Raw genomic sequence first — 25,300 nt, forward strand, 5'->3', positions numbered from 1 at the left:
GCCGCCTCAGTCAGTGTCGCCGAGCGACGCGAGGAGTTCGGCCTGGTGCTCGCTGACGAGCGCGCCGATCAGTTCATCGAGATCGCCGTCCATCAGCGCCTCGAGCCGGTACAGCGTCAGATTGATCCGGTGGTCGGTCATCCGGCCTTGCGGGAAGTTGTACGTGCGGATCCGTTCCGAACGGTCGCCCGAGCCGATCAGGCTCTTGCGCGTCGCCGCTTCCTTCGCGTGCTGCTCGTGATACTGCTTGTCCTTGATCCGCGCGGCGAGCACCTTCAACGCACGGTCCTTGTTCTTGTGCTGCGAGCGGTCATCCTGGCACTCGACGACGATCCCGGTCGGGATGTGCGTGACCCGCACCGCCGAATCGGTCTTGTTGATGTGCTGGCCGCCTGCGCCGGACGCACGGAACGTGTCGATCCGCAGATCGGCCGGATTGATCTCGACCTCGCCAATCTCGTCGGCTTCCGGCATCACCGCAACCGTGCAAGCGGACGTGTGGATGCGCCCCTGGGTCTCGGTCGCCGGCACACGCTGCACGCGATGGCCGCCCGATTCGAACTTCAGGCGTGAATACGCGCCCTGACCCGCGATCCGCACGATCACTTCCTTGTAACCGCCGAGATCCGACGGGCTTTCCGACATCATCTCGACCTGCCAGCGCTGGCGTTCCGCGAAGCGCAGGTACATGCGCAGCAGGTCGCCCGCGAACAGCGCCGATTCGTCGCCGCCGGTGCCCGCGCGGATTTCCAGGAAGATGTTGCGGTCGTCGTTCGGATCCTTCGGCAGCAGCATCTTCTGCAACTCGCCTTCGAGGCGAGCCATGCGTTCGCGTGCGCTGCGGATCTCGTCTTCCGCGAACTCGCGCATCGACGCATCGGCGAGCAGTTCCTGCGCGGCCGTCTCGTCGTTGCGCGACTGGCGCCACAGCGCGTACTGCTCGACGACGGGGCCGAGTTCCGCGTGTTCACGCGTCAGCTTGCGGTACTGGTCGAGGTCGGCAGTGACGTTTTCTCGGCTCAGCAGGTCGTTCAGTTCGGCCAGCCGGGTGGACAGCTGGTCGAGCTTGCGTTGCATGCTCGTTTTCATGGTGTGGAGCGGCGCTCCCGGGCAAGGGTATTCGAAAAGGATAGGCCGGCTCGCGGCCGGCGGCAGGGACAGCCGGCCGGCGCTAGTGGCCGGACTGGTCGTTCGAGCGCGGCGCGTGCTGGTAGAAGCCGCGCATCAGGTCGATCAGCGAATCGCGATCGGCGCCGTTCACGCGGTTGAGCGCGCTCGTCGGGCCATGGATCAGCTTGTTGGTGAGCGCTTGCGACAGCGCTTCGAGGACGGCGGCCGGATCGTCGCCGCGGGCGAGCAGCTTCTGCGCCTTCTCGACTTCCGCGCGGCGCAGCGCATCGGCCTGCGTATGCATGTGGCGGATCACCGGCACGACGCTGCGCGTGTCGAGCCATTGCATGAAATTCTGCACGCGCGTTTCGATGATCGTTTCGGCCTGCGCGACTGCGGCCTGACGCGATGCGTTGCCTTCGCGCACGATCGCGCCGAGATCGTCGACGGTATAGAGGAAGACGTCCTTCAGTTTGCCCACTTCGGGCTCGATGTCGCGCGGCACCGCCAGATCGACCATGAAAATCGGACGGTGGCGGCGCGCTTTCACCGCGCGCTCGACCGCGCCGAGGCCGATGATCGGCAGCGTCGACGCGGTGCACGACACGATGATGTCGAACTCCTGCATGCGGGCCGGCAGGTCCGACAGCGGCATCGCGCGGCCGTTGAAGCGGTCGGCAAGCCGCTGGCCGCGTTCGGCCGTGCGGTTCGCGATCACCAGCTCGCGCGGGCTTTGCGCGGCGAAATGCGTCGCACACAGCTCGATCATTTCGCCGGCGCCGATGAACAACACGCGCTGATCGGCGACCTTCTCGAAGATCCGCTGCGCGAGGCGAACGGCGGCGGCGGCCATCGACACCGACTGCGCGCCGATTTCGGTCGTGCCGCGCACTTCCTTCGCCACGGCGAACGTGCGCTGGAACAGCTGGTTCAGATAGGTGCCGAGCGCGCCGGCTTCGGTCGCCGTGCGCACCGCGTCCTTCATCTGGCCCAGAATCTGCGTTTCGCCGAGCACCATCGAATCGAGGCCCGAAGCGACGCGGAACGCGTGACGGACGGCTTCCGACTGCGGCAGTGCATAGACGTGCGGTGCGAGTTCGTCAACGGGGATCTTGTGGTACTCGGACAACCAGCGAATCGCACCCTCGCGCGCGGCCCGATCGTCGGTCGCGCAATAGAGCTCGGTGCGATTGCAGGTCGACAGGATCGCCGCTTCCGGCGCATTCGGTGCCTGCGGGCCGAGGAATACGTTCTTGAACGTGGTGAGAGCCGGCTTGATTTGCTCGAGCGGAAACGCCACGCGTTCGCGCAAGGCGACAGGCGCAGTGTGGTGGTTGATTCCGATCGTGAGGAGTTGCATATCGAGGGCTATCGTTTAGCCCCATATTATAGCGTTTCAGCGATTTCCTCACTCGCGGCATACCGGGCATCAGCGTGGCGCGGCCTCGAATTTGGGGGCTCGATCGGTACGCGATCGAGCTGGTAGCCGAAGCCATAGAGCGGCAGGAGCCGGTATCCGCGCACCGGAAGCAGCTGCAGCTTGCTCCGCAGCCGGGATGCATGGGTGTCGAGCGTGCGCGACTTCATGTCGCGGCGGCGGCCCCAGACCGTCTCGAGAATGTGGGCGCGTGACACGGGCCGCGAGAGGTTCGTGAACAGTAGCTGCGCGAAGCGGAACTCCTTCGGCGTGAGTGAAACGATTGCGTCGCCGAAACGCACGAGGCTGTGAGTCGCGTCGAATGCGTATTCTCCATACAGTTCGCGCGCGCGATTCGGCGGCCGTCGCACGCCGGCGCGCCGGCTCAGCGCGGTGACGCGCGCGAGCAGTTCGGGGCCGCTCAAGGGGCGCACGAGGCAATCGTCGGCGCCTGCGTGCAGGCACGTGACGATTTCGCTTTCGCGCGCGCACTGCATCACTGCGATCGCCGGCAGACCGGGCAAGACCGCCTGCGCGCGCGGAATGACTTCCTCGGCCGGCTGATCGCCGGCCCAGTGGCCGGTGATCAGCATGTCGCAGGTGTCAGTGGCGAGCCACTCGAAGAACGCCGCGCTGGACGGAAACGCGTGGCACACATGACCGCCGGCGAACAGCAGGCGGTTCAGGAGCGCAGCGTGACGTGCCTCCGGATCGATCAGGGCGATTCGCATGAGGATTTCTTCAATACGGCTGCCGGTGCGCGCTTGCCATAACATCTGGTCGGCCCCTACACTCGAATGTTCGCGGCGCCCGGCTGGTCTCAGGTTCGATGGATGAATCGATGCTAGCCGCTGGCAACGTTCACGCCTATGGGACGAATCTGAATTTATAGAAGGCGTCGAATGAACTGGTTTGGAATTCTGGTCCTGGGGGCGGCCGTCGGGCTGTTCGGCCGATGGCTGCACCCGATGCGGCGCACGGGACGGCCGGCATGGTGGATCGCGGTGCTGGTCGGGATCGCAGGCGCTGCCGCCGCGCGCATGGCCGGCAATCTCTCAGGACTGTTTTACGATGGCGAAACGCTCGAATGGCCGGTCTGCACCGGTGTCGCGTTCCTCGCCGTGGCCGTGACGGTCGCCGTGTCGGCCCGTCGCTGAAAGCTCTCAGGTGAAATCATGAATGCCCGTCTCCCCGAAGTGTCGTCGGTGCCGGCCCGCCTCGCGCTGCTGCGCGGCGCGATGGTCCGCGAGAACCTCGCCGCCTATCTGGTGCCGTCCGCCGACCCTCACCTGTCCGAGTACCTGCCCGAACGCTGGCAGGCGCGCCGCTGGCTGTCCGGCTTCACGGGCTCGGTCGGCACGCTGGTCGTCACCGCCGAGTTCGCGGGCCTGTGGGTCGACAGCCGTTACTGGGTGCAGGCCGAGGCCGAGCTCGCCGGCACGGGCGTTCAGCTGATGAAGATGACCGGCGGCCAGCAGAGCGCGCCGCATGTCGAATGGCTCGCGCAGAACGTGCCGGCCGGCGCGACGGTCGGCGTCGACGGCGCGGTGCTCGGCGTCGCGGCGGCGCGCGCGCTGACGGCCGCGCTCACCCCGCGCGGGATCGCGCTGCGCACCGATCTCGACCTGCTCGACGCGATCTGGCCCGAGCGTCCCGGGCTGCCCGAGGACGCGGTATTCGAGCACGTCGCGCCGCAGGCCGACACGACCCGCGCAAGCAAGCTCGCCGAGGTGCGCCGCGCGATGCAAGCACAGGGTGCGCAATGGCATTTCGTGTCGACGCTCGACGATCTCGCGTGGCTGTTCAACCTGCGCGGCGCCGACGTCAACTTCAACCCCGTGTTCGTCGCTCACGCGATGATCGGCGCCGATCGCGCGACGTTGTTCGTCGCCGACGGCAAGGTGTCGCCGGCGCTGGCCGCGTCTCTCGCGCAGGACGGCGTCGAGGTTCGCGCGTACGACGCAGCGCGTGCGTCGCTGGCGGCGCTGCGCGACGGTGAGACACTGCTGATCGATCCGCGCCGCGTGACGTTCGGTACGCTCGAGGCGGTGCCGGCCGGCGTGAAGCTGATCGAGGCCGTGAACCCGTCCACGTTCGCGAAGTCGCGCAAGACGGCCATCGAGATCGAGAACGTGCGCGTGACGATGGAACACGACGGCGCCGCGCTCGCCGAATTCTTCGCATGGTTCGAGCGCGCGGTGAACCGCGAGACGGTCACCGAGCTGACGATCGACGAGAAGCTCACGGCCGCGCGTGCACGGCGGCCCGGCTACGTGTCGCCGAGCTTCGCGACGATTGCCGGCTTCAACGCGAACGGCGCGATGCCGCACTACCGCGCGACACCCGAGTCGCACGCGACGATCGCCGGCGACGGGCTGCTGCTCGTCGATTCCGGCGGCCAGTACACGACCGGCACGACCGATATCACGCGCGTCGTGCCGGTCGGCACGGTCAGCGATCTGCAGCGCCGCGATTTCACGATCGTGCTGAAGTCGATGATGGCGCTGTCGCGTGCGCGCTTTCCGCGCGGGATCCGCTCGCCGATGCTCGACGCGATCGCGCGTGCGCCGATGTGGGCGGCCGGGCTCGACTACGGTCACGGTACGGGCCACGGCGTCGGCTACTTCCTGAACGTGCATGAGGGCCCGCAGGTCATCTCGCACTACGCGCCGGCCGAGCCGTACACGGCGATGGAAGAAGGGATGATCACGTCGATCGAGCCGGGCGTGTACCGGCCGGGCAAATGGGGCATCCGGATCGAGAACCTCGTCGTGAACCGCGCGGGCGGGCAGACCGAGTTCGGCGACTTCCTTGCATTCGAGACGCTGACGCTGTGCCCGATCGACACGCGCTGCGTGCTGGTCGAGATGCTGCATGACGAAGAACGCGCGTGGCTGAATGCGTATCACGCGACCGTGCGCGAGCGCGTCGGCCGGCACGTGAGCGGCGACGCGAAAGCGTGGCTCGACGCACGCACGCAGCCGATCTGACGCAACGCGCGCACTGGACGATACCGGCCGCGCGACGGCCGGACCGCACATGAGAGGGCACCTGATGGCAGACACAGCAGTGATCGTGATCGACATGCAGCGCGGGCTCGTGCAGCGTGCGCGGCCCGCGTACCGGCTCGACGACGTCGTGGCGGGCATCAACCGGCTGACGGCCGCGGCGCGCGCGGCGGGCGCGCCCGTCTGCTTCGTGCAGCACGACGGCGATGCGGACGACGACATCGTGCCCGGCACGCCGGGCTGGGAGCTGCACGACGAACTGATTGTCGGTCGCGCCGACTGGCGCATTCGCAAGCAGGTGAGCGATGCATTCCAGGACACGCCGCTCGCCGCGCAGCTCGACGGCCACGGTGTTCGTTCGGTGCTGATCTGCGGCTATGCGACCGAGTTCTGCGTCGACGCCGCCGCCCGCCGCGCGGCATTGCTCGGCTACCGGACGACCGTCGTGTCCGACCTGCATACGACGAACGAGCGCACGCACCTGTCGGCCGCGCAGATCGTCGCGCATCACCACTTCATCTGGGAAAACGGCACGCTGTCGGGCAATGCGGTCACGCCGCGTCCGCTTGCCGACGTGCTCGCCGCGGAGTTCGCATGACGATCAAGGTGGTCGTATTCGATTTCGGCGGCGTGCTGATCGACTGGAGTCCCGAGTACCTGTACCGGCAACTGATTCCCGACGAAGCGCAGCGCCGCTGGTTCCTCACGCACGTGTGCGCGATGGATTGGGTGGCTCGCCAGGACGGTGGACAAACGATCGACGAAGGCACGCGCGAGCTGGTCGCGAAGTTTCCGGAGCACGAGGCGCTGATCCGTGCGTTCTATGCGCGCTGGCACGAGATGATCGGCGGCGTGTTCGATGAGGGCGCCGCGCTCGTCGACCGGCTCGATGCGCAGGGGATGCCGCTGTTCGGGCTGACCAACTGGTCCGCGCAAACATTTCCGTATGCGTGGGATAACTTCCCGGTGCTGCGGCGCTTCAAGGACATCGTCGTGTCGGGGCATGTGAAGCTCGTGAAGCCCGATCCTGCGATCTATCGCGAAATGCATGCGCGGATCGATTCGCACGTGCCGGGCATCGCGCCGCACGAGCTCGTGTTCATCGACGACAACGCGAACAACGCGGCGGCTGCGACGGCGCTCGGCTGGCACGGGATTCATCACACGAGCGCGGCCGCGACCGCGGCGCGCTTGCGCGAGCTGGGCGTGCTCGCGTAGCCGGCGGCGGCCGCGTCGTCTTCAGATGAAAAAAGCGCCCCGCAGGGCGCTTGTTCGTTTTCACGGATGCGGCGTCGCGCGAACCGGCGCCGCAGCGGCGCAGCGCCGGTCGCGCAGGCCGCGCCGCTCAACGGCTGATCGGCTTGTAGCGCAGACGCTTCGGCTTCGCGGCTTCCTCGCCGAGACGCGCACGCTTGTCGGCTTCGTATTCCTGGTAGTTGCCGTCGAAGAACGTGACCTGCGAGTCGCCTTCGAACGCGAGAATGTGCGTCGCGATCCGGTCGAGGAACCAGCGATCGTGCGAAATCACCATCACCGAGCCCGCGAATTCGAGCAGCGCGTCTTCCAGCGCCCGCAGCGTTTCGACGTCGAGGTCGTTCGACGGTTCGTCGAGCAGCAGCACGTTGCCGCCGGAGATCAGCGTCTTCGCGAGGTGCAGGCGGCCGCGTTCGCCGCCGGACAGGTTGCCGACGATCTTCTGCTGGTCGCCGCCCTTGAAGTTGAAGCGGCCGATGTACGCACGCGACGGCGTTTCGTACTTGCCGACCGTCAGCACGTCGGCGCCGCCCGAGATTTCCTCGAACACCGTCTTCGAGCCGTCGAGCGCGTCGCGGCTCTGGTCGACGTACGCGAGCTTCACCGTCGGCCCCATCACGACTTCGCCCGAGTCCGGCTGTTCCTTGCCCGTCAGCATCTTGAACAGCGTCGACTTGCCCGCGCCGTTCGGACCGATGATGCCGACGATCGCGCCGGCCGGGATCTTGAAGCTCAGGTTGTCGATCAACAGGCGGTCGCCGAACGACTTGCTGACGTTCTTGAACTCGATCACTTCATTGCCGAGGCGATCGCCGACCGGAATGAAGATTTCCTGCGTTTCGTTGCGCTTCTGGTATTCCTGGCTGTTCAGCTCCTCGAAGCGCGCGATACGCGCCTTCGACTTCGCCTGGCGGCCCTTCGGATTCTGGCGCACCCACTCCAGTTCCTTCTTGATTGCCTTCTGGCGTGCCGATTCCGCCGCTTCTTCCTGCTTCAGACGCTCTTCCTTCTGGTCGAGCCAACTGCTGTAGTTGCCCTTCCACGGAATGCCGTGGCCGCGGTCGAGTTCGAGAATCCATTCGGCGGCGTTATCGAGGAAGTAGCGATCGTGCGTGACGGCGACGACGGTGCCCGGGAAGCGCACGAGGAACTGCTCGAGCCAGTCGACCGATTCCGCGTCGAGGTGGTTGGTCGGCTCGTCGAGCAGCAGCATGTCGGGTTTTTCGAGCAGCAGCTTGCACAGCGCGACGCGGCGCTTTTCGCCGCCCGACAGGTGCTCGATCTTCGCGTCCCACGGCGGCAGGCGCAGCGCGTCGGCGGCCACTTCGAGCTGCTGCTCGGGGCTGCCGCCGTCGCTCGACGCGAGGATCGCCTCGTACTTCGCCTGCTCGGCCGCGAGCGCGTCGAAATCGGCGTCCGGCTCCGCATATGCGGCGTAGATTTCCTCGAGCTTCTTGTTGGCCTGGAACAGCTCGCCGAGGCCTTCCTCGACGGCTTCGCGCACGGTCTTGGTCGGATCGAGCTGCGGTTCCTGCGGCAGGTAGCCGATGTTCAGGTTCGGCATCGGCGTCGCTTCGCCTTCGATGTCCTTGTCGACGCCCGCCATGATGCGGATCAGTGTCGACTTGCCCGAGCCGTTCAGGCCAAGCACGCCGATCTTCGCGCCGGGAAAGAACGACAGCGAGATGTCCTTCAGGATCTGGCGCTTGGGCGGCACGATCTTGCCGACCCGGTTCATCGTGAAAACGTATTGGGCCATTTGGGTGTGAAAGTCAGAGGGTTGAGACTGCCGCGCGACACGTGGGCGCGCGTGGCGTCGGATGATTCGGTACGGAGCGTGCCGCGCGCGGCGCGGCGATATCGCCGCGGGTTGGCGGCGCGAGCGCGTATTGTACTTCGCCGATGGCTGGCGCTGGCGTCGCACCGGCCATTGGGCCGGCCCGCGTTCAGAGCCACGCGGCGACGCCGCCGTGCCCCGAGCAGGTGCCGCGCCGATGGCGGCTGAAGCTGTATGTGCCGTCGCGGCAGCGCGCGCTCGCGCCGCCGGGCGCGCGGCCCGATTTCGAATGTGCCGGTGCATTGACCGCGTCACCGTCGCGATTGCGGTATGTGTCGTGCCGGTCGAGGTCGGCTTCGTTGTCGTAGCCGGGTGACGCGCGATACGCGTGCGCCGCGGGCGGCAGCGCGCAGCCGACGAACAGCGCGGCCGACAACGTGGCGATGCGCGTCGCGCGGCGGAGCAGGGCAGGCATGGTCTCTCTCTTCGGATAGTGTTGTCTGCGATCGACGGCGGGCGGGCCGCCTGCCGCATGTTAGCCGAACGGCAGTGTTGCATTGCCGCGATCGGCCGGTGCGGACGTCGGACCGGACCAACCGTTGCATCGATCCATATCGATACAACAAGTGGATCCATCGAAATTCTTCAATTGGTTCTTAGTGAAGAACCGTTTGGTGCTTACACTCCTTCGCTTCGAAGGCGGCACACCGACCAGCCCAAGGGACAGTGCGCACGCGATGCGAGGGTGCTTCGCGCACCGCATCGCATTCGCAGCTTCGCAGACTGCGTCGCGCACCGTCCGGAGCGAGCCCGATCCGCTCTTGCCTCCGCGCCGCGCACGCGCGGCGGGCAGCCGGATTCAACAACGACAATTCCCCGCGCCGCCTTCACGCGACACCGGTCGTACCGGAACCGTTTTTTGGAGAGAGACAGATGAGTGGAAGCAACACAGGCCTCGGCACGGGTCTGAAGCAGCGGCACGTGACGATGATGTCGATTGCCGGCGTCATCGGCGCGGGCTTGTTCGTCGGCTCCGGCCATGCGATCGCGGAAGCCGGCCCGGCTTCGATTCTCGCGTATGCGATCGCGGGTGTGCTGGTCGTACTGGTGATGCGCATGCTCGGCGAGATGGCCGTCGCGCATCCGGACAGCGGGTCGTTCTCGACCTATGCCGATCGCGCGATCGGCCATTGGGCCGGCTTTACGATCGGCTGGCTGTACTGGTGGTTCTGGGTGCTCGTGATCCCGATCGAGGCCACGGCGGCCGCGACCATCCTCAATGCATGGTTCCCCGGCATTGCGACCTGGATTTTCGCGCTCGGCATCACGCTGCTGCTGACCGTCACCAATCTCTTCTCCGTCAAGAACTACGGCGAATTCGAGTTCTGGTTCGCGCTGATCAAGGTCGTCGCGATCGTCGTGTTCCTGTGCATCGGCGGTGCGGCGATCGTCGGTATCGTGCCGGCGCCGGCCGTATCCGGCGTGTCGAACCTGTTCGCGCATCACGGCTTCATGCCGAACGGCGCTGGCGCGGTGCTCGCAGCGATGCTGACCACGATGTTCTCGTTCCTCGGCACCGAGATCGTGACGATCGCGGCCGCCGAATCGGACAACCCGCAGCGCCAAATCGTGCGCGCGACGAATTCGGTCATCTGGCGTATCACGCTGTTCTACCTCGGCTCGATTCTCGTCGTCGCGGCGATCGTGCCGTGGAACGATCCGCTGCTGCCGAAGCACGGCTCTTACCAGCGCGCGATGGAGTTGATCGGCGTGCCGAACGCAAAGGCGATCATCGACGTGATCGTGCTCGTGTCGGTCGCGAGTTGCCTGAACTCGGCGTTGTATACCGCGTCGCGGATGCTGTTTTCGTTGTCGCGGCGCAAGGACGCGCCCGCGTTCCTGCACCGCACCGATTCGACCGGCACGCCGCGCGCGGCCGTGCTTGCGTCTACCGCGTTCGGGTTCCTGACCGTGATCGCCAACTACCTGATGCCGGAGCAGGTGTTCAGCTTCCTGTTGGCGACGTCGGGCGCGATCGCGCTGCTCGTGTATCTCGTGATCGCGATCTCGCAATTGCGGATGCGCCGGACGCTCGAATCGGGCGGCGCGGACCTCACGTTGCGGATGTGGCTGTTCCCGTGGCTTACGTGGGCGGTGATCCTGTTCATCTGCGGCACGCTGACCGTGATGTTCGTCAGTGAGGAGCACCGGATCGAAGTGGGGGCGACGGCTGTGCTTGCGTTGATGGTGCTGCTTGCGTCGTGGCTCAACAAGCGCGGGCGCGATGCGCAGGCGAGCGACGGGCGGCGCGTGTCGGCGACGTAACGAGCACGAATGGGCGGACGCGGCTGTGCAGGGTGGTTGCCGCTGGCCGCAAGTCCGGGGGAGTCGGGAAGTGGAGTCGGCGAGCGCAGCCATTTGCGCTCGACCGCACGCCGCGGGACGGCAGGATGACGCGTGTCGCCGACGGGCGATGGATTGTGCGTTTTCCGAGAGAGCACGCCAGAATGCCCTGTCGACAGAGATCCGTAACCACATCGCGGATGCGGTCCGCATCGGTATCGGCACGGCGCCTGACGCATTTCTTCGTTGTGTCCGTCCGACGCCAGGGTCCGCGCTTCCCGCATCCGTCGAGCGCGAGCCGGAAATAGCGGCAGCCAAGAAGAAAAAGCCCGCATCAAGCGGGCTTTCTCACATCAGCATCGAAACGACGCTCAGACGTTGAACAGGAAGTTCATCACGTCCCCGTCGTGCACGACATATTCCTTCCCTTCAGCGCGCATCTTGCCGGCTTCCTTCGCGCCTTGCTCGCCCTTGTACGCGATGAAGTCGTCGAATGCGATCGTTTGCGCGCGGATGAAGCCGCGCTCGAAGTCGGTGTGGATCACGCCGGCCGCTTGCGGTGCCGTGTCGCCGATGTGAATCGTCCACGCGCGCACTTCCTTCACGCCCGCGGTGAAGTACGTCTGCAGGCCCAGCAGCTTGAAGCCCGCGCGGATCACGCGGTCGAGGCCCGGCTCTTCCATGCCCATGTCGGCGAGGAACGCTTCCTTGTCCGCGTCGTCGAGATCGGCGATCTCGGCTTCGATCGCCGCGCACACCGCAACCACCGGCGAATTCTCGCTTTCCGCGTACTTGCGCACCGCTTCGAGGTGCGGGTTGTTGTCGAAGCCGTCGTCCTTCACGTTCGCGACGTACATCGCCGGCTTCGCGGTGATGAGGCAGAACGGCTTCAGCAGCGCCTGTTCGTCGTCGGACAGGTCGAGGCCGCGCACGGCCTTGCCCTGGTCGAGATGCGCGCGCACCTTCTCGAGCACTGCGGCGAGCTTCACCGCTTCCTTGTCGTTGCCCGACTTCGCGGCCTTCGAGTAGCGCGTGAGCGCCTTCTCGACGGTGCCGAGGTCGGCGAGCGCAAGTTCGGTGTTGATCACTTCGATGTCGTCGATCGGGCTGACCTTGCCGGCGACGTGGATCACGTTGTCGTCTTCGAAGCAACGGACGACGTGCGTGATCGCATCGGTTTCGCGGATGTTGGCGAGGAACTGGTTGCCGAGGCCTTCACCCTTGCTCGCGCCCGCGACGAGGCCCGCGATGTCGACGAATTCGACGACGGCCGGCACGACGCGCTCGGGCTTCACGATTTCGGCGAGCGCCTTCAGGCGCGTGTCGGGCACTTCGACGATGCCGACGTTCGGCTCGATCGTGCAGAACGGGTAGTTCTCGGCGGCGATGCCGGCCTTGGTCAACGCATTGAACAGAGTGGACTTGCCGACATTGGGCAAGCCGACGATGCCGCATTTGAGGCTCATGGAATCCTTCGAACGGGTGAGGCAGCGCGGCCGGACAACGCGCGGCGGCGCGGGAAAATAGGGACGGCCGGCGCTCGGGGCGCGGCGGGCCGACGTCAAAGGCGCTATTGTACCGTGCCGACGTGCCGGTTTCCGCCGTCGCCCGCGCGCGTCGATGCAACGCCCGCCGACGTCGCCGTGACCGCCCGCGATTCTGCTGATTTCCCGCAAAGTACGGCCGCGTAAGGGCTTCGCCGCGCGGCTATAATGCCCGCCATGACTGCCCACCACACCTTCGACGTCGCCGTGGTCGGCGGCGGCCTCGTCGGCAAGACCGCCGCGCTCGCGCTGACTCAGTCCGGCTACAAGACCGCGTTGCTCGCCCAACCTGCCGCGCCGCGCCCGGCCGATCTCGCGTTCGACACGCGCATCTACGCACTGTCGTCCAGCTCGCAGGCGTTGCTCGAGCGGCTGCGGGTCTGGCAGGCGCTCGATCATCGCCGGCTCGCGCCGGTGTACGACATGCGCGTGTACGGCGATGCGCATGCGGAACTGCACTTCTCCGCATATCAGGCGTCGGTGCCGCAACTCGCATGGATCGCCGAATCGTCGCTGATCGAGACGTCGCTCGATGCCGCGCTGCGGTTCCAGCCGAACCTCACGTGGTTCGACGCGCGCGCACAGGGCTTCGACGTGCGCGACGACGCAGCGGTGCTCACACTGTCGTCGGGCCACGTGCTCGAAGCGGACCTCGTCGTCGGCGCGGACGGCGCGCACTCGTGGGTGCGCTCCCAAATGGGGGCCAAGGTCGACCGGCGCGATTACCGGCAAACGGGCGTCGTCGCGAACTTCAAGGCGTCGCTGCCGCATCGCGAGACGGCGTACCAGTGGTTTCACGACGGCGAGATCATCGCGCTGCTGCCACTGCCGGACGGCCACGTGTCGCTTGTATGGTCCGCGCACACCGCGCACGCGGACGAACTGCTCGCGCTCGATCCGGCGCAGCTTGCGGCCGAAGTCGAACGCGTGTCGCACGGCCAGGTCGGCACGCTCGAATGCGTGACGCCGGCGGCCGGCTTCCCGCTCGCGCTGCAGACCGTCGACAAGCTGATCGCGCCGCGCGTCGCGCTCGTCGGCGATGCCGCTCACCTGATCCATCCGCTCGCGGGGCAGGGCATGAACCTGGGTCTGCGCGACGTCGCGGCGCTCGCCGACGCGATCGCGAACAAGGAGAGTTTCCGCAATCTCGGCGATACGGTGCTGCTGCGCCGGTACGAGCGCTCGCGCCGCGAGGATATCCGCGCGCTGATGGTCGCGACCGACGGGCTGCAGCGCCTGTTCGCGGTGCCCGGCTCGCTCGCGAAGGCGGTGCGCAACGCGGGCATGGCGTTCGTCGGCGCGCAGCCGCTCGTGAAACGCTGGCTTGTGTCGGCCGCGCTCGGCTGATCGAACCTTCGCGCCCTCGGCCTGTCGGACAGGGTCGCGTTACGGCGTACACTGTGACGTGCACTCCGATTGAGCTGAAGGAACAACAGGATGAAAAAAACGATCCGCATCGCGTCGCTGGCGCTGGCCGTCACGATCGCGACGCTTGGCTGCACCGCGCAGGCCGACCAGACCACCGACAAGCTGAAAGCCACGCTGCAGGCGCGTCTCGGCAGCGACGCGCCGATCAAGAGCGTGTCGAAATCGCCGGTCGCCGGGTTGTACGAAGTGAATCTCGGCACGCAGATCATCTATAGCGACGCAGCAGGCGACTACGTGCTGCTGGGCGATCTCGTCGACACCAAGACGCGCAAGAACCTCACCGACGCCCGCCTGTCGGAACTCAACAAGATCGACTTCGCGAGCCTGCCGCTCGCCAACGCGATCAAGGTCGTCAAGGGCAACGGCGCGCGCAGGATCGCGGTGTTCTCGGACCCGAACTGTCCGTACTGCAAGCGCCTCGAGACGACGCTGCAGTCGATCGACAACGTGACCGTCTACACGTTCCTGTACCCGGTGCTGTCGCCCGATTCGACCGCGAAGTCGAAGGCAATCTGGTGCGCGACCGACCGAGCGAAAACGTGGGAGAGCTGGATGCTCGACCATCGCGTGCCGACCGGCGCCGGCACCTGCGACACGACCGCGCTCGACAAGAATCTCGCGCTTGGTCGCGGAATGAACGTCACCGGCACGCCGACGATCTTCCTGCCGGACGGTCGCCGCCTGCCGGGCGCGGTGTCGGCAGACCAGCTGAACCAGGCGCTCGCGTCGAGCAAGTAACCGGCCGTGCCGGGCCGCATGGCCCGGCCAGCGAGGGGCGCCCGCGATTCCAGCCGGCGCCTCTCTTCGTTTCCGCTGCCGTATTCCGTTCGATTTCCTTCCCGATTTCCGACCGATAGCCACGATGACCCAGCCGATCCGTTATTCGATTGCCCCGAAAGATCTTGCCGCGCACCTGTTCGAGGTGTCGGTCACGGTCGCCGATCCCGATCCCGCCGGTCAGCGCTTCTCGCTGCCCGTGTGGATTCCCGGCAGCTATCTCGTGCGTGAGTTCGCGCGCAACATCGTGACGCTTGCCGCATTCAACGACGCCGGGCGCAAGGTGCGCATCGCGAAAACCGACAAGAATACGTGGCAGGCGGCGCCGGTGAACGGCGCGTTGACGCTGCGCTATGACGTGTACGCGTGGGACCTGTCGGTTCGCTCCGCGTATCTCGACGGGTCGGGCGGCTTCTTCAATGCGACGGCGGTGTTTCTGAGCGTCGCCGGCCGCGAGGATGCTCCGTGCGAAGTCGACATCGCGAAACCGATCGGCCCGGCATTTCGCGGGTGGCGCGTCGGCACGTCGCTGCCGGAGGCGCGCGGCACCAAACGCTACGGGTTCGGCGCGTATCGCGCATCGAACTATGACGAACTCGCCGACCATCCGGTGACGATCGGCGAATTCGCGCTGGCGACGTTCGACGCACACGGCGTGCCGCACGACATCGTGATCGCCGGACGCGTGACGCAGCTCGACATGGAGCGGTTGCGCACCGACCTGAAGCGCGTGTGCGAAGCGCAGATCGCGCTGTTCGAGCCGAAATCGAAGAAGGCGCCGATGGAGCGCTACGTGTTCATGACGCTTGCGGTCAGCGACGGCTACGGCGGTCTCGAGCATCGCGCATCGACCGCGCTGATCTGCAACCGCACCGACCTGCCGGTGAAGGGCCGACCGGAAACGACGGAAGGCTATCGCACGTATCTTGGCTTGTGCAGCCACGAGTATTTCCACACGTGGAACGTGAAGCGCATCAAGCCGGCCGCATTCGTCCCGTACGATCTCGCGCGCGAAAACTACACATCGCTGCTGTGGCTGTTCGAAGGCTTCACGTCGTATTACGACGATCTGATGCTCGTGCGCAGCGGGCTGATGTCGCAGGACGAATATTTCGCGGCGCTGGGCCGCACGATCGGCGGCGTGCTGCGCGGCACGGGCCGCCTGAAGCAGAGCGTCGCGGAAAGTTCGTTCGACGCGTGGATCAAGTACTACCGGCAGGACGAGAACGCGACCAACGCGATCGTCAGCTATTACACGAAGGGATCGCTCGTCGCACTCGCATTCGATCTCGCGATTCGTGCGCAGACCCGCAACCGCAAGTCGCTCGACGATGTAATGCGGCTGCTGTGGCAGCGCTACGGCCGCGATTTCTATCGCGGCAAGCCGGCGGGCGTCGCGGAAGACGAGGTCGAGACGCTGATCGAGGAAGCGACGGGCGTCGCGCTCGGCCGCCTGTTCGCCGATGCCGTGCATGGCACGCGCGACCTGCCGCTCGCCGAACTGCTCGCGCCGTTCGGTGTAACGCTTACGCCTGACGTCGCATCGGGCGCGGCCGCGAAGCCGACGATCGGCGCGCGCGTGCGCGGCGGCGCGGACTGCACGCTCGCGGCCGTCTACGAAGGCGGCGGCGCGCATCGTGCGGGGCTGTCGGCCGGCGATACGCTGATCGCACTCGACGGCTTGCGCGTCACCGGCACGAATCTCGACACGCTGCTCGCGCGCTATCGCCCCGGCGACAAGGTCGAAGTGCACGCATTCCGCCGTGACGAATTGCAGATCACGAAGCTGAAGCTCGACGGGCCGGAAGTGGCGCGCTACCGGCTCACGGCCGCCGCGAAACCGGCCGCCGCGTACAAGGCCCGGGAAGCCTGGCTGAAGGGCTGAGCATGGCGCAGGTTTCGGGGCGCGATCGTTGATTGTTCTGCTGTTGCAACAATCCGTCGCCTGGGGCCTGCTTTTTCGCGGTCATGCGGCCACGCACAATGGCGTCACTCGCGCTACCCAAGCGCAACCTAACTGGAGCCTGACATGACGACCATTCTGCAAATCAATTCCGCGGCACGCTCGCAAGGTGCGCAGTCCACGCTGCTGGCCAACGAACTGACGGCAAAGCTGCAACAATCGAACCCCGGTTCGACCGTCGTGGTTCGCGACCTGCTGGCCGACGCGCTGCCGCACCTCGACGAATCGGTGCTCGGCGCCTTCTTCACGCCGGCCGACCAGCGCAGCGGGGAACAGAATGCGATCGTCGCGAAGAGCGATGCGCTGATCGCCGAACTGCAAGCGGCTGACATCATCGTGATCGGCGCGCCCATGTACAACTTCGGCGTCTCGTCGCAACTGAAGACGTATTTCGACTGGATCGCCCGCGCAGGTGTCACCTTCCGCTACACCGAGAACGGTCCGGAAGGTCTGATCAAGGGCAAGAAAGTTCACGTCGTAACGGCGCGCGGCGGCAAGTACCTGGGTACGCCGAACGACAGCCAGACGCCGTTCCTGCGTACGTTCCTCGGCTTCATCGGCCTGACCGACGTGAGCTTCATCCACGCGGAAGGCCTGAACCTCGGCCCGGACGCACAGAGCGCCGCGCTCGCCGGCGCGCGCGAAGCGATCGCCGCCGTGTAACGCCGATGCGGGTGGATCGCACCCGCTGGATCGCGCGATGAAAAAAACGCTGCGTCCCGACAAGGGGGCAGCGTTTTTTGCATTTCCGGCCGATGAAAGCCCGGCCGACGCCGTTACGCGAGCGTCTCGGCGACTTCAGGCAGACGCCAGTCGATCGGCGCACGACCCGCTTCGACCAGATAGTCGTTCGCGAGCGCGAAGTGACGGCAACCGAGGAAGCCGCGGTGCGCGGACAGCGGCGACGGGTGCGGCGCCTCCAGCACGCAGTGGGCGCTCGGATCGAACAACGCGCGCTTCGCCTGCGCGTGCGCGCCCCACAGCATGAATACGAGCCCGCGATGGCGGTTGGCAAGTTCGCGGATCAGCGTGTCCGTGCATTGCTCCCAGCCTCGCTTTGCGTGGCTCGCGGCCGCGCCTCGCTCGACGGTGAGCACGGTGTTGAGCAGCAGCACACCCTGGCGTGCCCACGTGTCGAGACAGCCGTGGCGTGGTGTGTCATGGCCGAAATTCGCGGCAATTTCCTTGAAGATGTTGCGCAGCGACGGCGGCGTGCGCACGGCCGGCGGCACCGAGAACGCGAGGCCGTGCGCCTGCGGCGTGCCGCGGTCGTCGCCGTGGTACGGATCCTGGCCAAGGATCACGACCTTGACGTCGTCCGGGCTGGTCAGGCGCAGCGCGCGGAACACGTCGGTCGGGTAGACCGTCTTGCCGGCCGCGCGCTCGTCGTCGACGAAGCGGCACAGTGGCGCGTAGGCGTCGCTGTCGACGAAAGGCTTCAGCACGTCGCGCCAGGCGGCTGGCAGCGCGTCGAATTGCGCGGCGAGGTGCGGGATGTCCGCGGTGACAGCGTTGGCGGGTTGCGGGGCGGCGGAAGCAGCGCCGGCAGCCGCCGGCTTCGTTGCGGGCTTGCGCCCCGTTGCGGCGGCTGCGGCGGGCGCGGGTGCCGGCGCGGGAACATCGCCCGGCGCCGTTTCCGGCACGGGATCGTCGAACAGCGACGCCTGTTGCGGCGTCCGGAGAGTCTTGCGGGTTGCCATGCGTGATGCGGGTTTATCGCGCGCGCAGCCGGTAGCCGCGCTGCGCCTTGCTGATGTTTTCGGGGGTGAGGCCCGGCAGCGCCTGCTGCAGTTCGGCGGCGAGTGTTGCGAGCGCTGCGTCCGGGCCGTCGATCAGTTCGAGTTCGATTTCGCTGATCGGTTCGCGGCGCGTATCGTGTTCCGCGTGGACGACGATCTCGCCGACGTCCACCGCGGCTTCGACGGTTGCGCCGCCGATCGCGATACGCCACAGCGTACGCGAAAAATCCGTCCGGAACAGCGCGTGCAGTGCGGGCGCCGCCTCGCGCAGCGCAGCCGCGGCCTCCGGCACGTCGCACGCGGCGACCAGCGCATCGACTTCGAGCGCGTCGCCGGCAATCGGCAACTCCCATTCGTGGCGGCGATGCAGGCCGGCCTCCGCGCTGCCGACCGTCTTGAAGGTCTGCAGCCAGCCGTGCGGCGTGCGGCGCACGCGCACCGCGCTTTTCGAACCGGCCAGCGCCAGATCGGGCGTGTCGTAGTAGACGTTCGCGAGCGCGATGACCTCACCGGCTTCACCGGTCAGCGTCTCGAAGAAGCGGCGCGCCGCGTCCGTCTGGACGGCCGGCAGCGCGAGCTTGATTTCCTTTTCGATCGCCATCAGAAGAACATCCGCGCGAGTTCCTCGCCCGGCTGGTCGGCGCGCATGAACGCCTCGCCGACGAGGAACGCGTTCACGTTCGCCGCGCGCATCGTGTCGACGTCCGCGCGCGACAGGATGCCCGACTCGGTCACGACGATGCGGTCTGCCGGAATCATGTCGAGCATGTCGAGCGTGGTCTGGATCGTCGTCTCGAACGTGCGCAGGTTGCGGTTGTTGATGCCGAGCAGCGGCGTCTTCAGCGTCAGCGCCTGTTCCATCTCGTTGCGGTCGTGAACCTCGACCAGCACGGCAAGGCCGAGCGAGTGCGCATACGCTTCGAGTTCCTGCATCAGCGGCGTGTCGAGCGCGGCCGCGATCAGGAGGATCGCGTCGGCGCCCATCGCGCGTGCTTCGAGGATCTGGTACGCGTCGACGATGAAGTCCTTGCGCAGCACCGGCAGCGTGCAGGCCGCGCGCGCTTCCTGCAGATAGCGGACGCTGCCCTGGAAGAATTGTTCGTCGGTCAGCACCGACAGGCACGCAGCGCCGTGCGCCGCATACGAGCGCGCGATGTCGGCCGGCACGAAGTGCTCGCGCAGCACGCCCTTCGACGGGCTTGCCTTCTTCACTTCGGCGATTACCGCCGCGTCGCCGGCCGCCTGCTTCGCGCGCAGCGCGCCGACGAAGTCGCGCAGGTCGCGCGCCGATGCTTCCAGTTTCAGTGCCTCGAGCGGCGTGCTGCGCATGGCCGCCGCGACTTCTTCGCGCTTGACGGCGATGATTCGGTCGAGAATGTCGCTCATGTGGGTTCCTGCTTGATTCGTAAATGGAGTCAGCGCTTGAACTGCTGCGTAAAGCGCACGAGTTCGTCGACCTTCGCGCGCGCCTTGCCGCTCGCGATCGCTTCGCGCGCGAGCTGGATGCCGTCGGCGATCGATTCGGCGATATTGGCCGCGTAGAGCGCCGTGCCTGCGTTCAGCGTGACGATTTCGCGTGCGACACCCGGCTGGTTGTCCAGCGCACCGAGCAGCATCGCTCGCGATTCCTCGGCATTTTCCACCTTCAGCGTGCGGTTCGACACCATTTGAAGGCCGAAGTCCTCCGGATGGATCTCGTATTCGTGCACGTTGCCGTCGCGCAATTCGCCGACGAGCGTCGCGGCGCCGAGCGACACTTCGTCCATCCCGTCCTTGCCGTACACGACCAGCACGTGCTGCGCGCCGAGCCGCTGCATCACGCGTACCTGGATGCCGACGAGGTCGGGGTGGAACACGCCCATCAGCTGGTTCGGCGCGCCGGCCGGATTGGTCAGCGGGCCGAGGATGTTGAAGATCGTCCGCACGCCGAGTTCACGGCGCACGGCCGCGATGTTTTTCATCGCCGGATGATGATTCGGCGCGAACATGAAGCCCATGCCCGTTTCGGCGATCGACGCGGCAACCTGGTCCGGCTGCAGGTCGATGTTCACGCCGAGCGCCTCGAGCACGTCGGCGCTGCCGGACTTGCTCGACACGCCGCGGTTGCCGTGCTTCGCGACTTTCGCGCCGGCCGCCGCGGTGACGAACATCGACGCGGTCGAGATGTTGAACGTGTGCGAGCCGTCGCCGCCCGTGCCGACGATGTCGACGAAATTCGAGTTGTCCTGGACGTCGACGTGGTTCGCGAATTCGCGCATCACCGTCGCGGCTGCGGCGATCTCGCCGATCGTCTCCTTCTTCACGCGCAGCCCGGTGATGATCGCGGCCGCCATCACCGGCGACATGTCGCCGCGCATGATGAGCCGCATCAGGTGCAGCATCTCGTCGTGGAAGATTTCGCGGTGCTCGATCGTGCGTTGCAGCGCTTCCTGCGGGGTAATCGTCATCGTGCGTCTCCCGTCACGCGGCCGGTGCGGCGGCATGGGCCGCTGCGCGATGCTGCTTGAGGAAATTCTCGAGCAGCGCGTGGCCGTGCTCGGAGAGGATCGACTCCGGGTGGAACTGCACGCCTTCGACCGGCAGCGTCTTGTGACGCACGCCCATGATCTCGCCGTCGTCGGTCCAGGCCGACACTTCGAGGCAGTCGGGCAGCGATTCGCGTTCGATCGCGAGCGAGTGATAGCGCGTGACGTTGAAATGCTTCGGCAGGTCGGCGAACACGCCGCGGCAGTCGGTTTCGATCCGGCTTACCTTGCCATGCATGATGGTCTTCGCGCGCACGACGCGGCCGCCGAACGCTTCACCGATCGCCTGGTGGCCGAGGCACACGCCGAGGATCGGCTTTCTGCCAGCGAATTCGCGCAGCACGTCGAGCGTGATGCCCGCGTGCTGCGGGTTGCTGGGGCCGGGCGACAGGCAGATCGTGTCGGGGTTCAGGCGCGCGATCTCGTCGAGCGTGATTTCATCGTTGCGGTACGTATGTACGTCCTCGCCCAGTTCGCCGAAGTACTGGACCAGGTTATAGGTGAACGAGTCGTAGTTGTCGATCATGAGCAGCATGGTCAGTCTCCGGTCAGAAGTCGCTATCGAGGCCGTCCTGGACCTGTTCGGCCGCACGCAGCACCGCGCGCGCCTTGTTCTCGGTCTCTTGCCATTCGGATTCGGGCACCGAGTCGGCGACGACGCCGGCCGCCGCCTGCACGTACAGGTTGCCGTTATGGATCAGGCCGGTGCGGATCGCGATCGCGAGATCCATCTCGCCGGAGAACGACAGGTAGCCCACCGCACCGCCGTACAGTCCGCGCTTGATCGGCTCGAGCTCGTCGATCAGCTCCATCGCGCGCACCTTCGGCGCGCCGGACAGCGTGCCGGCCGGGAACGTCGCGCGCAGCACGTCGTAGTTCGTCATGCCGGGCTTGAGCTTGCCTTCGACCGAGCTGACGATGTGCTGAACGTGCGAGTACTTTTCGATCACCATCTTGTCGGTGACCTGCACCGAGCCGATCTCCGCGATGCGGCCGACGTCGTTGCGCGCGAGGTCGATCAGCATCACGTGTTCGGCGATTTCCTTCGGGTCGTTCAGCAGCTCGGTCGCGAGTTCGGCGTCGCGCTCGGGCGTGTTGCCGCGCGGGCGCGTGCCGGCCAGCGGCCGGATCGTGACGATCTGGTCGTCGCCGCGCTTTTCCTGGCGCACGAGAATTTCCGGCGATGCGCCGACCACGTGGAAATCGCCGAAGTTGTAGTAATACATGTACGGCGACGGATTCAGCGAACGCAGCGCGCGATACAGCGACAGCGGATTGTCGCGGTACGGCTTCGTCAGCCGTTGGCCGACCTGCACCTGCATCAGTTCGCCGGCGGCGATGTATTCCTTCGCCTGGCGCACGGCAGCCAGGTAGTCGTCCTTCTTGAACTCGCGAAACGTCTCGGTGCGCACGCTCGCCGACGTGACGGGCGGCTGCACAGTGGTGCGCAGGCGCTGCTTCAGCTCGCGCAGGCGCTGCTTGGCCTTCGTGTAAGCCTCCGGCTGGGTCGGGTCCGCATAGATGATCAAGTAGAGCTTGCCGGCGAGGTTGTCAATCACCGCGACTTCCTCGGTGAGCAGCAACTGGATGTCCGGCAGGCCGAGGTCGTCGCGCGGCGCGGTGTTCGCGAGTTTCTTCTCGATGTAGCGCACCGCGTCGTAGCCGAAATAGCCTGCGAGGCCGCCGCAAAAGCGCGGCAGGCCCGGGCGCTGCGCGACCTTGAAGCGCGCCTGGAACGACTCGATGAATTCGAACGGATCCCCGTCGTGCGTCTCGACGACCTGGCCGTCGCGCACCACCTCTGACACGCCGTTGCGGGTGCGCACCAGCGTGCGGGCCGGCAGGCCGATAAACGAATAGCGGCCGAAGCGTTCGCCGCCGACCACCGACTCGAGCAGGAACGAGTTGGCGCCCGCGCGTTCGGGCTGGGCGAGCTTCAGGTAGAGGGACAGCGGCGTTTCGAGGTCGGCGAGTGCTTCCGCGATCAGCGGGATGCGGTTGTAGCCTTCGTTCGCAAGCGATTGGAATTCGAGTTCGGTCATGTTCCGGTCCTGTTCGGGACGAGCGGCGGAGTGCGCCAGGGATCACTTGACGCTGCACGCGTGGCCGTCGGCGAAAGGGCGGTCGATCGAGAAGTGCCTGTTGCCGGCCGGCACTCCGGGCGTGAACGTCGCGAGCCTGCGGCCGGACCTGAACGCAAGCGTTCGGACGCGGTACAACTCAAGGTGGTGCGACGATCGGCGCGGATGCGCAGCGAGATAAAAAACGGCGCTGAAGACGTGCTTCAGCGTACCTCATCGAAGAGGTTAGCGCGACCAGCGACGCCAGGGCCAGGCTCCCCGGTCGATGCTGCTCAGACTCCGTTTTTTATTCAGAAACATGCGGATGGAAGAAATAATCAGATGGTTGGCCGGCCGGCGTTGTGCGCGGCAATCGCGCGTGCTGCGACCAGCAACGAATCGACTATACCATCCGAATTTATCGTTTGTATAGCTTTGCCGTGGTTGTAGCCGTACGGCACGGTCAGCGTCGCCATCCCGGCCGCACGGCCCGCGAGCGCATCGTTTTCGGAGTCGCCGATCGCGACCGCCGCGTTCGCGGCGACACCGAGCGCGTCGCATGCGGTGAGCATCGGGAGCGGATCGGGCTTCTTGCGCGCGACGCTGTCGCCGCCGAGCACGATGCCGAAGCGATCGAGCAGCCCGTACTGCCCGAGCAGTTCGACCGCGAAGCGATGCGGCTTGTTCGTCACGCACGCGAGCCGGATGCCGGCTGCGCGCAACGCGTCGAGCCCGGCGGTGACGTCGGGATAGAGGCGCGCGTGACGGCCGTTGATCTTCGCGTATTCGGCCTGATAGATCGCGAGCGCATCGTCAAAGCGCGCGTGCGCCTCGTCGGACGCGAAGCGGGGCTTCAGCACGCTGTGGATCAGATGCTCGGAGCCCTTGCCGACGTAGCCGATCACCTCGTCGCGCGACGTCGCCGGCGCACCGAGCCGCGCGAGCATCCCGTTCAGCCCCGCGGTGAAATCATCGGCCGTATCGACCATCGTGCCGTCCAGGTCGATCAGCGCGGCGTCGATGCGCGGCGCCGCGAAACGGATCGGGCCGGCGGCTTCGGCCGCGGCACGGCCGGTAATGGAGGAATCGACCAGCGACGAATCGGCCACGGTGTCAGCTCCGCTCGACGGTGGCGAGCGCGGCGCGCATCTCGTCGATCACCTTGCGGTAGTCGGGCTTGCCGAAGATCGCCGAGCCGGCGACGAACGTGTCCGCGCCGGCGGCAGCGATTTCCGCGATGTTGTCGGCTTTCACGCCGCCGTCAACCTCGAGCAGGATCTCGCGGCCGGTGCGCTCCATGTACGCATCGATGCGTGCGCGCGCTTCGCGCAGCTTGTTCAGCGTTTCCGGAATGAACGACTGGCCGCCGAAGCCCGGGTTGACCGACATCAGCAGCACGAAGTCCAGGCGGTCCATCACGTGGTCGAGATAGTTCAGCGGCGTGGCCGGATTGAATACGAGCCCGGCCTTGCAGCCATGATCGCGGATCAGCGACAGCGTACGGTCGATGTGATCCGATCCTTCCGGGTGGAAGCTGATCAGGTTCGCGCCGGCCTTCGCGAAATCGGGCACGATCCGGTCGACCGGACGCACCATCAGATGCACGTCGATCGGCACCTGCACGTGCGGGCGGATCGCCTCGCAGACGAGCGGGCCGATCGTCAGGTTCGGCACATAATGGTTGTCCATTACGTCGAAGTGGATCCAGTCGGCGCCGGCGGCGACCACGTTGCGGACTTCTTCACCGAGCCGTGCGAAGTCGGCCGACAGAATGCTGGGAGCGATGCGGAATTGAGTCATGACAGGAGAGCGGGGACGCTGCGGCGCAAAACCGCCATTCTACCGTCCGGCGATCCGCTTCGCGGCGACGGGCAGTGCGGTAGCGGCCCGATTCCGCATAGAATGCCGAACCAATGCGGCGCACCCGCGGCCCGGCTGCCCGAGTCGGCGCGAGCGGTTACCTAGAACGGAAACACCATGAGTCAGTATCAGTTCACCGTTTCGGTGAAAACCAGCTACTTGCCGGAACAATCCGACCCCGATCGGCGTCAATACGCATTCGCGTACACGCTGAACATCCGCAACACCGGGCAGGTCGCGGCGCAATTGATCGCGCGTCACTGGATCATCACGGATAGCGAAAACCACGTGCAGGAAGTGAAGGGGCTCGGCGTCGTCGGGCACCAGCCGCTGCTGCAGCCGGGCGAACAGTTCGAATACACGAGCTGGGCCGTGATCGCGACGCCGGTCGGCACGATGCGCGGCGCGTACTTCTGCGTGGCGGAGGATGGAGAGCGGTTCGAGGCGCCCGTCGACGAGTTCGCGCTGCATATGCCGCGCACGCTGCATTGAGTT

The 25,300-nt window shown here is 66.3% G+C and carries 24 protein-coding genes; 10 read left to right on the forward strand and 14 right to left on the reverse strand.

The window, feature by feature from the left end:
- Positions 1-6: 6 nt before the first annotated feature.
- The 3 genes from prfA to KDW55_RS23665 form a co-directional block, all read right to left on the reverse strand.
- Positions 7-1,089, reverse strand: a complete 1,083-nt coding sequence (gene prfA / locus KDW55_RS23655) for a peptide chain release factor 1 (protein WP_040143244.1) — start codon at positions 1,087-1,089, stop codon at positions 7-9.
- Between the two features lie 82 nt (positions 1,090-1,171).
- Entirely contained in the window at positions 1,172-2,470 is a 1,299-nt protein-coding gene (gene hemA / locus KDW55_RS23660; protein WP_040143246.1) for a glutamyl-tRNA reductase, read from the reverse strand.
- Positions 2,471-2,496: 26 nt separating this feature from the next.
- Positions 2,497-3,258 (reverse strand): response regulator transcription factor, encoded by a 762-nt coding sequence (locus KDW55_RS23665; protein ID WP_040144867.1) that lies wholly within the window; start codon positions 3,256-3,258, stop codon positions 2,497-2,499.
- Positions 3,259-3,429: 171 nt separating this feature from the next.
- Between KDW55_RS23665 and KDW55_RS23670 the strand changes: the two genes are divergently transcribed.
- The 4 genes from KDW55_RS23670 to KDW55_RS23685 all read left to right on the forward strand — a co-directional run bounded on the left by KDW55_RS23670 (position 3,430) and on the right by KDW55_RS23685 (position 6,753).
- A complete protein-coding gene (locus KDW55_RS23670) occupies positions 3,430-3,684 on the forward strand; it encodes a hypothetical protein (protein WP_059449757.1) in 255 nt (84 codons plus the stop codon).
- A gap of 18 nt (positions 3,685-3,702) precedes the next feature.
- A complete protein-coding gene (locus KDW55_RS23675) occupies positions 3,703-5,517 on the forward strand; it encodes an aminopeptidase P family protein (RefSeq protein ID WP_059545384.1) in 1,815 nt (604 codons plus the stop codon).
- Positions 5,518-5,581: 64 nt separating this feature from the next.
- A complete protein-coding gene (locus KDW55_RS23680; protein ID WP_040143251.1) occupies positions 5,582-6,133 on the forward strand; it encodes an isochorismatase family protein in 552 nt (183 codons plus the stop codon).
- Positions 6,130-6,753, forward strand: coding sequence for an HAD-IA family hydrolase (locus tag KDW55_RS23685; RefSeq protein WP_212198051.1), 624 nt, complete (start codon positions 6,130-6,132; stop codon positions 6,751-6,753). Before KDW55_RS23680 ends, KDW55_RS23685 begins: the two co-directional genes overlap by 4 nt.
- Positions 6,754-6,880: 127 nt before the next feature.
- Here KDW55_RS23685 and ettA read toward each other — a convergent pair whose 3' ends face one another.
- Positions 6,881-8,548, reverse strand: coding sequence for an energy-dependent translational throttle protein EttA (gene ettA / locus KDW55_RS23690; RefSeq protein WP_040143255.1), 1,668 nt, complete (start codon positions 8,546-8,548; stop codon positions 6,881-6,883).
- Positions 8,549-8,735: 187 nt separating this feature from the next.
- Complete coding sequence (locus tag KDW55_RS23695; RefSeq protein WP_209824765.1) at positions 8,736-9,041, reverse strand: DUF3761 domain-containing protein; 306 nt, start codon at positions 9,039-9,041, stop codon at positions 8,736-8,738.
- A 458-nt stretch (positions 9,042-9,499) separates the two neighbouring features.
- On the opposite strand from KDW55_RS23695, the gene gabP reads away from it, so the two are divergent.
- Entirely contained in the window at positions 9,500-10,891 is a 1,392-nt protein-coding gene (gabP, locus tag KDW55_RS23700) for a GABA permease (protein ID WP_040143258.1), read from the forward strand.
- 389 nt (positions 10,892-11,280) lie between these two features.
- Here the strand turns inward: gabP and ychF are convergent, their stop codons facing one another.
- Positions 11,281-12,375, reverse strand: coding sequence for a redox-regulated ATPase YchF (gene ychF / locus KDW55_RS23705; protein ID WP_040143260.1), 1,095 nt, complete (start codon positions 12,373-12,375; stop codon positions 11,281-11,283).
- 246 nt (positions 12,376-12,621) lie between these two features.
- Here ychF and KDW55_RS23710 point away from each other — a divergent pair, with 246 nt between their 5' ends.
- From KDW55_RS23710 to KDW55_RS23725, 4 genes are all read left to right on the forward strand, one after another.
- Positions 12,622-13,800 carry a UbiH/UbiF family hydroxylase gene (locus KDW55_RS23710; RefSeq protein WP_069240780.1) on the forward strand — a complete coding sequence of 393 codons (1,179 nt, stop codon included), beginning with the start codon at positions 12,622-12,624 and terminating at the stop codon, positions 13,798-13,800.
- 90 nt (positions 13,801-13,890) lie between these two features.
- Entirely contained in the window at positions 13,891-14,619 is a 729-nt protein-coding gene (locus KDW55_RS23715) for a DsbC family protein (protein WP_040143264.1), read from the forward strand.
- A 124-nt stretch (positions 14,620-14,743) separates the two neighbouring features.
- On the forward strand, positions 14,744-16,543 hold the full coding sequence (locus KDW55_RS23720) for a PDZ domain-containing protein (RefSeq protein WP_212161693.1): 1,800 nt from the start codon (positions 14,744-14,746) through the stop codon (positions 16,541-16,543).
- A 144-nt stretch (positions 16,544-16,687) separates the two neighbouring features.
- The gene (locus KDW55_RS23725) at positions 16,688-17,284 is read left to right on the forward strand and encodes an NAD(P)H-dependent oxidoreductase (protein WP_212161692.1); all 597 of its coding nucleotides are present in this window, start codon (positions 16,688-16,690) and stop codon (positions 17,282-17,284) included.
- A gap of 113 nt (positions 17,285-17,397) precedes the next feature.
- On the opposite strand, the gene KDW55_RS23730 is transcribed toward KDW55_RS23725, so the two are convergent.
- The 8 genes from KDW55_RS23730 to rpe all read right to left on the reverse strand — a co-directional run bounded on the left by KDW55_RS23730 (position 17,398) and on the right by rpe (position 24,745).
- Complete coding sequence (locus tag KDW55_RS23730) at positions 17,398-18,321, reverse strand: uracil-DNA glycosylase (protein WP_040143270.1); 924 nt, start codon at positions 18,319-18,321, stop codon at positions 17,398-17,400.
- Between the two features lie 13 nt (positions 18,322-18,334).
- Positions 18,335-18,961, reverse strand: coding sequence for a CYTH domain-containing protein (locus KDW55_RS23735; RefSeq protein WP_212161691.1), 627 nt, complete (start codon positions 18,959-18,961; stop codon positions 18,335-18,337).
- A complete protein-coding gene (trpC, locus tag KDW55_RS23740; protein WP_040143273.1) occupies positions 18,961-19,746 on the reverse strand; it encodes an indole-3-glycerol phosphate synthase TrpC in 786 nt (261 codons plus the stop codon). The genes KDW55_RS23735 and trpC overlap by 1 nt, the downstream gene beginning before the upstream one ends.
- Positions 19,747-19,775: 29 nt before the next feature.
- A complete protein-coding gene (gene trpD / locus KDW55_RS23745) occupies positions 19,776-20,807 on the reverse strand; it encodes an anthranilate phosphoribosyltransferase (protein ID WP_040144868.1) in 1,032 nt (343 codons plus the stop codon).
- A gap of 13 nt (positions 20,808-20,820) precedes the next feature.
- Positions 20,821-21,420, reverse strand: coding sequence for an aminodeoxychorismate/anthranilate synthase component II (locus KDW55_RS23750; protein ID WP_212161689.1), 600 nt, complete (start codon positions 21,418-21,420; stop codon positions 20,821-20,823).
- A 13-nt stretch (positions 21,421-21,433) separates the two neighbouring features.
- On the reverse strand, positions 21,434-22,927 hold the full coding sequence (gene trpE, locus KDW55_RS23755; RefSeq protein WP_212161688.1) for an anthranilate synthase component I: 1,494 nt from the start codon (positions 22,925-22,927) through the stop codon (positions 21,434-21,436).
- Positions 22,928-23,283: 356 nt separating this feature from the next.
- Positions 23,284-24,039: a phosphoglycolate phosphatase gene (locus KDW55_RS23760; protein ID WP_069241899.1), complete on the reverse strand. Its 756-nt coding sequence runs from the start codon at positions 24,037-24,039 to the stop codon at positions 23,284-23,286.
- Positions 24,040-24,058: 19 nt separating this feature from the next.
- Complete coding sequence (rpe, locus tag KDW55_RS23765) at positions 24,059-24,745, reverse strand: ribulose-phosphate 3-epimerase (RefSeq protein ID WP_040143278.1); 687 nt, start codon at positions 24,743-24,745, stop codon at positions 24,059-24,061.
- A gap of 177 nt (positions 24,746-24,922) precedes the next feature.
- Here rpe and apaG point away from each other — a divergent pair, with 177 nt between their 5' ends.
- On the forward strand, positions 24,923-25,297 hold the full coding sequence (apaG, locus tag KDW55_RS23770; RefSeq protein ID WP_040143280.1) for a Co2+/Mg2+ efflux protein ApaG: 375 nt from the start codon (positions 24,923-24,925) through the stop codon (positions 25,295-25,297).
- The last annotated feature ends 3 nt before the right edge of the window (positions 25,298-25,300 follow it).

The organism is Burkholderia sp. AU19243 (genome assembly GCF_018148075.1).
In the GTDB taxonomy this organism is placed as follows: Bacteria; Pseudomonadota; Gammaproteobacteria; order Burkholderiales; family Burkholderiaceae; genus Burkholderia; species Burkholderia latens_A.

Excerpts from the sequence above, each read along its gene's own strand:
- ettA (WP_040143255.1), bottom strand. The coding sequence starts at position 8,548 with ATGGCCCAATACGTTTTCACGATGAACCGGGTCGGCAAGATCGTGCCG.
- gabP (WP_040143258.1), top strand. The coding sequence starts at position 9,500 with ATGAGTGGAAGCAACACAGGCCTCGGCACGGGTCTGAAGCAGCGGCAC.
- ychF (WP_040143260.1), bottom strand. The coding sequence starts at position 12,375 with ATGAGCCTCAAATGCGGCATCGTCGGCTTGCCCAATGTCGGCAAGTCC.
- trpD (WP_040144868.1), bottom strand. The coding sequence starts at position 20,807 with ATGACGATTACCCCGCAGGAAGCGCTGCAACGCACGATCGAGCACCGC.
- KDW55_RS23730 (WP_040143270.1), bottom strand. The coding sequence starts at position 18,321 with ATGGCAACCCGCAAGACTCTCCGGACGCCGCAACAGGCGTCGCTGTTC.
- trpC (WP_040143273.1), bottom strand. The coding sequence starts at position 19,746 with ATGAGCGACATTCTCGACCGAATCATCGCCGTCAAGCGCGAAGAAGTC.
- KDW55_RS23725 (WP_212161692.1), top strand. The coding sequence starts at position 16,688 with ATGACGACCATTCTGCAAATCAATTCCGCGGCACGCTCGCAAGGTGCG.
- KDW55_RS23715 (WP_040143264.1), top strand. The coding sequence starts at position 13,891 with ATGAAAAAAACGATCCGCATCGCGTCGCTGGCGCTGGCCGTCACGATC.
- KDW55_RS23670 (WP_059449757.1), top strand. The coding sequence starts at position 3,430 with ATGAACTGGTTTGGAATTCTGGTCCTGGGGGCGGCCGTCGGGCTGTTC.
- KDW55_RS23735 (WP_212161691.1), bottom strand. The coding sequence starts at position 18,961 with ATGGCGATCGAAAAGGAAATCAAGCTCGCGCTGCCGGCCGTCCAGACG.
- KDW55_RS23680 (WP_040143251.1), top strand. The coding sequence starts at position 5,582 with ATGGCAGACACAGCAGTGATCGTGATCGACATGCAGCGCGGGCTCGTG.
- KDW55_RS23675 (WP_059545384.1), top strand. The coding sequence starts at position 3,703 with ATGAATGCCCGTCTCCCCGAAGTGTCGTCGGTGCCGGCCCGCCTCGCG.
- apaG (WP_040143280.1), top strand. The coding sequence starts at position 24,923 with ATGAGTCAGTATCAGTTCACCGTTTCGGTGAAAACCAGCTACTTGCCG.
- KDW55_RS23695 (WP_209824765.1), bottom strand. The coding sequence starts at position 9,041 with ATGCCTGCCCTGCTCCGCCGCGCGACGCGCATCGCCACGTTGTCGGCC.
- KDW55_RS23685 (WP_212198051.1), top strand. The coding sequence starts at position 6,130 with ATGACGATCAAGGTGGTCGTATTCGATTTCGGCGGCGTGCTGATCGAC.
- hemA (WP_040143246.1), bottom strand. The coding sequence starts at position 2,470 with ATGCAACTCCTCACGATCGGAATCAACCACCACACTGCGCCTGTCGCC.
- rpe (WP_040143278.1), bottom strand. The coding sequence starts at position 24,745 with ATGACTCAATTCCGCATCGCTCCCAGCATTCTGTCGGCCGACTTCGCA.
- KDW55_RS23710 (WP_069240780.1), top strand. The coding sequence starts at position 12,622 with ATGCCCGCCATGACTGCCCACCACACCTTCGACGTCGCCGTGGTCGGC.
- trpE (WP_212161688.1), bottom strand. The coding sequence starts at position 22,927 with ATGACCGAACTCGAATTCCAATCGCTTGCGAACGAAGGCTACAACCGC.
- KDW55_RS23720 (WP_212161693.1), top strand. The coding sequence starts at position 14,744 with ATGACCCAGCCGATCCGTTATTCGATTGCCCCGAAAGATCTTGCCGCG.
- KDW55_RS23750 (WP_212161689.1), bottom strand. The coding sequence starts at position 21,420 with ATGCTGCTCATGATCGACAACTACGACTCGTTCACCTATAACCTGGTC.
- prfA (WP_040143244.1), bottom strand. The coding sequence starts at position 1,089 with ATGAAAACGAGCATGCAACGCAAGCTCGACCAGCTGTCCACCCGGCTG.
- KDW55_RS23665 (WP_040144867.1), bottom strand. The coding sequence starts at position 3,258 with ATGCGAATCGCCCTGATCGATCCGGAGGCACGTCACGCTGCGCTCCTG.